This is a genomic window from Butyricicoccus sp., assembly GCF_050872565.1.
Taxonomy (GTDB): domain Bacteria; phylum Bacillota; class Clostridia; order Oscillospirales; family Butyricicoccaceae; genus Butyricicoccus_A.
Genome location: NZ_JBNMHC010000155.1, coordinates 1 through 5,073, shown reverse-complemented (window position 1 = coordinate 5,073; position 5,073 = coordinate 1). Strand labels below are relative to the sequence as shown.

Genomic DNA, 5,073 nt, shown 5'->3' with positions numbered 1-5,073 from the left:
GGTCAGATTTTCATGAACGGAACGGAAATCCACAACAAATTTCCATGGGATGCCATGAACAACGGCATCGGATTCATCACAGAAGATCGAAAAGTCGAGGGCTTGATGCTGGACAAGAGCATTGAGGAGAACATCTCCCTCGCCAATTTGCAGAGAATTTCCAAGCACGGTGTCGTTCATGCCAAGGAAGAGGACGACATGGTTGCCGCAGGCATCGCAGACCTACACATCAAGTGTACCGGCTCTCAGCACGTCTGCAACAACCTCAGCGGCGGCAATCAGCAGAAGGTCGTCTTTGCCAAGTGGATTTTCACCAATCCCAAGGTTTTGATTTTGGACGAACCAACCCGTGGTGTCGATATTGGAGCGAAAAAAGAGATTTACTCCATCATCAATGATCTGGCAGCGAAAGGCGTTGCTGTCATCATGGTCTCCTCCGAGCTTCCGGAGGTACTGGGCATGTCTGACCGCGTGATGGTCATGCACGAGGGCACAATTGGTGGTTTTATCGACAAGGAAAAAGCAAATCAGGAAAATATCATGATTCTTGCGACAGGAGGAACACTCAATGGATAAGAAGAATCAGCCTCTCGGCAAATTGCAGGATATGGGCGCGCTCATCGCGCTGGTTCTGCTCGTTGTCGCTATTAGTATTATCAGCCCGGAGTTCCGCACCTTTGACAACTTTATGTCTCTGGTTCGTCAGTCCTCCATCAACGGATTTATTGCATTCGGTATGACCTGCGTCATCCTGACCGGCGGCATTGATTTGTCGGTTGGTTCTGTGCTCGCGCTGTCTACCGCGCTGTGTGCATACATGATTAAAATGGGCGTACCGGTCGGCCTTGCTATGCTGATTGCCCTGGTACTCGGCACGCTGTTCGGCGCAGTCAGTGGCGTTCTCGTCACCAAAGGCCGTTTGCAGCCGTTCATTGCCACCCTCATCACCATGACCGTATTCCGTGGTCTGACCATGATCTTTATGGACGGCAAGCCGATTTCCGGTCTCGGCAACAGCTTTCTGCTCAAGTTTGTCGGCAAAGGTCTCGTCTTTGGCATTCCGTTCCCAGTTATCTTATTTATTCTGATTTTCATTATCATCGCGTTTGTTTTGGGACAAACAACGTTTGGCCGCAGAATCTATGCAACCGGCAGCAACTCTGTAGCCGCTAAGCTGGCTGGTGTAAACATCAACCGCACCAAGCTGATCGCTTATGCAATTTCCGGCTGTATGGCAGCCCTGTCCGGTCTCATCCTGCTCTCCCGCCTGGCATCGGCACAGCCGACTCTTGGCGACGGCTACGAGCTGGATGCTATCGCAGCCGTTGCTCTCGGCGGCACCAGCATGAACGGCGGCAGAGGCCGCATCTGGGGCACCTTCATCGGCGTTCTGATTATTGCAGTTCTCAACAACGGCCTGAACATTCTGGGTGTCTCCTCGTACTACCAGTCGGTTGTCAAGGGCATCGTCATTCTGGTTGCTGTTCTGTCCGACAGAAAGCGTTAATTTTCCCTACATACAGAAAGGAACGAGACGATATGAAAAAGAAACTATTGGCAATACTGATGGCAGCCGCTATGGCTTTGCCCATCGTCGGATGCAGCGCCATTTCCATTGAAGGTGAAACGACCGGCGAATCCACCGGCGAGGTTGTCGGCAACGGCAGCATCGGTCTGTCCATCTCTACTAAAAACAATCCGTTCTTTGTCAGCCTGTCCGAAGGCGCAAAGGAAAAGGCTGACGAACTCGGTGTTGATCTGATTGAAGTAGATGCCGGTGATGACTCTGCCAAGCAGACCAGCGACATTGAAGACTTGATTTCCAAGAAAATCAGCGTGCTGATTGTCAATCCGGTTGATTCGGATGCCGCAGCTCCGGCTGTCCAGGACGCTATCGCCAAGGGCATCAAGGTCATCTCGGTTGACCGCGTGGTAACCGGTGTTGATGTAGACTGTGAAATCGCATCCGACAACGTTGCCGGTGCAGAAATGGTCACCAAGTACATGGTTGAGCAGCTGGGCGAAGGTGCCAAGGTTGCCGAATTGCAGGGCGTCAACGGCGCGAGCGCAACGATTGACCGCGGTCAGGGCTTCCACAACGTGGCAGATTCTTCCTTTGATCTGGTTGCCAGCCAGTCCGCAAACTTCAACCGTTCGGAAGGCATGAGCGTCACCGAGAACATGTTGCAGGCAAACCCGGATCTGAAGGGTATCTTCGCACACAACGATGAGATGGCTCTGGGTGCTGTCGAAGCAGTCGGCAGCAGAGGCATTCTGGTTGCAGGCTTCGACGCAACCGACGATGCTCTCGCAGCGATTAAGGCGGGTCGTATGGCAGCCACCATCGCACAGAAGCCAGACCTGATGGGCGCAACGGCAATCGAAACCGCTGACAAGCTGATTAACGGCGAAACCGTTGAAAAATCCATTCCGGTAGAAGTAACGCTCATTACCAAGGATAATGTAGATCAATAAGTTTCCAACCCTCTTTTGGTTCCCCGTCTGGCTGTGTCCCGGCGGGGAACTGTTTTATTGACAGCGTTTCTTTTCGCATGTATAATCACAATCGTATTATAAAAACGCTCCGGAGAAAGGATGCAACATGGCAACCATCAGAGATGTCGCCCGCATAGCGGGGGTTTCCCCAGCAACAGTTTCCCGCGTAATGAATGGAACGGCACGGGTTGGAGAAGAAAAAAGACAGCGCGTCATGGACGCGATTGCCCAGACCAAATTCCAGCCCAACGACCTTGCCCGCGCTCTGTTCAAAAACTCATCCAAAATTATCGGGCTGATTGTTCCGAACATTGAAAACCCATTTTTTAGCGAACTGGCACGAGCCATCGAAGAAGAGGCATTCCTGCGTGGCTTTCGCCTGCTGCTGTGCAACTCCAACAATAACTCCGAAAAGGAGCGCATCAACATCGGTATGCTGGAACAGATGAAAGCTGACGGCATTATCTTGATTACCAACAGCGACAAAACCGGTATGCTGGCGGCAGACATTGACACGCCGGTTGTCGTGCTCGACCGCCACATTCTCGGAAAAAACAGCATTTCCTTTGTCGAAGCCGATCACTATAAAGGCGGACGCTTGGCCATGCAGCATTTACTGGCATGTGATTGTCAAAACATCGTGTGCATTCGCGGCCCACAGGAATTTTCCAGTGGTCTCTTGCGATTTCAAGGGTATCAAAGCGTCTGTCAGGAGTACAATCTGCCGGAGCGCTATATCGACTGTGATTACACATTTTCCGCCGGCAAAGCAGCTGCGGAAGAATTATTGGAAAAATACCCCGATGCAGACGGCATCATGGCGTGCAATGATATTGTCGCGCTGTCGATTTACAAGAAGCTGCACAGCACCGGGCGGCGCGTGCCAGAAGATATACAACTCATTGGATTTGACGACATCAGCATTTGCGATCTCGTCACGCCGGAGCTGACGACCATTCACCAGCCCATTGACGAGCTGGGACGCAGTGCCGTGGAAATCATCAGCCGATACAGCGAAGGCTTGGCATTTGAAAAGAACAACATTAAAGATGTCACGCTGGTTGAACGGCAAACAACAAGAAAACCGAACTAATCCATAACTCCCCTTAGAAGAATTTCTTCCAAGGGGAGTTATTATATATCTGCTGTATTGAAATTTTGCTTTTTCTGTCGGTCTACTATCCGGCTCGCCTCATATGCGCCGCCATAGGTATGCGTCACATAAGTAATAGCACAGTCGCAGTGTTTTGCCATCCATCGGTTCCGCTCACTGATGGCAAAGCGTCTTGGTACGGTCTCCAGTCCATCCGGATAAATGGAATCATCATAGATTTCTGCCAGCTGTTCCCCGTCTTTCGGGAAATACGCCCGCACAAACAGCACTTCTATGTCCGGAAACTCTTGTTTGAGCCGATGTGCCGTTCCGGCGGCGAGCAAGTCAAACGCTCCTTTATTTCCGCACCAAAACGTTGTGACGCCATACGTTGTAATTGCCTCTCGAATGGCTGCCTCTACTCTGCCGGAAATATCTCCCTCTATAGAGCGATGTCCGAAAAATGCGCAAATTCTTCCTTTTCCCATGATTTTCTCTCTTTACCCTCCAATTATCCAGCATTTTCTTGCTTCATTATAGGTCAATTTCACCCTAATGTAAATAGGTCTATTTGCCATACTTTACTTGAGGTGAAGTATGATGAACAGACTAAAAGCGCTGCGAAAATCCCGCGGATACACGCAGATTAAGATGCAGCATTTGACCGGAATCGACCAAAGCGATTACTCCAAAATCGAAAATGGCAAACGATATTATACCTTTGAGCAGTGCAAGCGAATCGCCCTTGCTCTCAACACCAGCATGGACTATCTCGCCGGACTGACCGACTGTTCAGACCCGTATCCCAGAGATTGCGAATAGTTTTAGTTACCTATATACAGGTAACTTTTTTCAGTTTACTCACTTTTCATCTCGTTGTCAACTATATAAAGTCAATCCATATCTTTTCTACTGATATGATAATTTTAACCATGTAAGGGTAACATAAGTCATCAGGAGAAATGATATGGCATACTCTGAACTATTCGCCCAACGAATCCGTCAGCTATGCGAATCGCGCAATATAACAATCAATAAATTAGCAACGTTAAGTGGCATTAAGCAGTCAACAATAGATAATATCATTCAGGGCACCAGCAAAAATCCAACTGCAAAGACCCTGCACCGTATTGCCAACACGTTCAATATGACGCTGAGCGAATTTTTGGACTTTCCAGAGCTGAACGACTACTCGTTTGACGACAACGATGACTCGGAATAAGCACGGGCTGGCTTCTCGGCTCTCCCTCTGGGAGAGCTGTCATTTGCCTTGCAAATGACTGAGAGGGCGAGCAATTTACAAGTCCTGTATCAGGCAAATCTGAGAGAATTTCTTGCTGATGCAAGCCCTCTCTGTCGCTGCGCGACATCTCTCCCAAAGGGAGAGACAAGAGTAGATTGTGCGCAAGAGAAAGCAGACCATCCGCGAGATGGTCTGCTTTTTGTTATTCGGCTTGACTGGGAATTTGCCGTCCGGTGTGATC

The 5,073-nt window shown here is 49.7% G+C and carries 8 protein-coding genes; 6 read left to right on the top strand and 2 right to left on the bottom strand.

Annotated elements, in window-relative coordinates:
• The 4 genes from ACR0P9_RS07420 to ACR0P9_RS07405 all read left to right on the top strand — a co-directional run.
• On the top strand, window positions 1–576 hold a 576-nt coding region (locus ACR0P9_RS07420), incomplete at its 5' end, for an ATP-binding cassette domain-containing protein (RefSeq protein ID WP_432618802.1).
• On the top strand, window positions 569–1,507 hold the full coding sequence (locus ACR0P9_RS07415; RefSeq protein WP_432618800.1) for an ABC transporter permease: 939 nt from the start codon (window positions 569–571) through the stop codon (window positions 1,505–1,507). The genes ACR0P9_RS07420 and ACR0P9_RS07415, both read left to right, overlap by 8 nt.
• Window positions 1,508–1,539: 32 nt before the next feature.
• On the top strand, window positions 1,540–2,475 hold the full coding sequence (locus ACR0P9_RS07410; protein WP_432618798.1) for a D-ribose ABC transporter substrate-binding protein: 936 nt from the start codon (window positions 1,540–1,542) through the stop codon (window positions 2,473–2,475).
• Window positions 2,476–2,602: 127 nt separating this feature from the next.
• Window positions 2,603–3,589 (top strand): LacI family DNA-binding transcriptional regulator, encoded by a 987-nt coding sequence (locus ACR0P9_RS07405; RefSeq protein ID WP_432618796.1) that lies wholly within the window; start codon window positions 2,603–2,605, stop codon window positions 3,587–3,589.
• 41 nt (window positions 3,590–3,630) lie between these two features.
• On the opposite strand, the gene ACR0P9_RS07400 is transcribed toward ACR0P9_RS07405, so the two are convergent.
• Window positions 3,631–4,077 (bottom strand): hypothetical protein, encoded by a 447-nt coding sequence (locus tag ACR0P9_RS07400; protein WP_432618794.1) that lies wholly within the window; start codon window positions 4,075–4,077, stop codon window positions 3,631–3,633.
• A gap of 109 nt (window positions 4,078–4,186) precedes the next feature.
• Between ACR0P9_RS07400 and ACR0P9_RS07395 the strand changes: the two genes are divergently transcribed.
• Together ACR0P9_RS07395 and ACR0P9_RS07390 are read left to right on the top strand one after the other, a co-directional pair.
• Complete coding sequence (locus tag ACR0P9_RS07395) at window positions 4,187–4,411, top strand: helix-turn-helix domain-containing protein (protein ID WP_432618792.1); 225 nt, start codon at window positions 4,187–4,189, stop codon at window positions 4,409–4,411.
• 145 nt (window positions 4,412–4,556) lie between these two features.
• Window positions 4,557–4,811, top strand: coding sequence for a helix-turn-helix domain-containing protein (locus ACR0P9_RS07390; protein WP_432618790.1), 255 nt, complete (start codon window positions 4,557–4,559; stop codon window positions 4,809–4,811).
• A gap of 75 nt (window positions 4,812–4,886) precedes the next feature.
• Here the strand turns inward: ACR0P9_RS07390 and ACR0P9_RS07385 are convergent.
• On the bottom strand, window positions 4,887–5,073 hold a 187-nt coding region (locus ACR0P9_RS07385; protein ID WP_432618788.1), incomplete at its 5' end, for a hypothetical protein.

Excerpts from the sequence above, each read along its gene's own strand:
- ACR0P9_RS07415 (WP_432618800.1), top strand. The coding sequence starts at position 569 with ATGGATAAGAAGAATCAGCCTCTCGGCAAATTGCAGGATATGGGCGCG.
- ACR0P9_RS07410 (WP_432618798.1), top strand. The coding sequence starts at position 1,540 with ATGAAAAAGAAACTATTGGCAATACTGATGGCAGCCGCTATGGCTTTG.
- ACR0P9_RS07405 (WP_432618796.1), top strand. The coding sequence starts at position 2,603 with ATGGCAACCATCAGAGATGTCGCCCGCATAGCGGGGGTTTCCCCAGCA.
- ACR0P9_RS07400 (WP_432618794.1), bottom strand. The coding sequence starts at position 4,077 with ATGGGAAAAGGAAGAATTTGCGCATTTTTCGGACATCGCTCTATAGAG.
- ACR0P9_RS07395 (WP_432618792.1), top strand. The coding sequence starts at position 4,187 with ATGATGAACAGACTAAAAGCGCTGCGAAAATCCCGCGGATACACGCAG.
- ACR0P9_RS07390 (WP_432618790.1), top strand. The coding sequence starts at position 4,557 with ATGGCATACTCTGAACTATTCGCCCAACGAATCCGTCAGCTATGCGAA.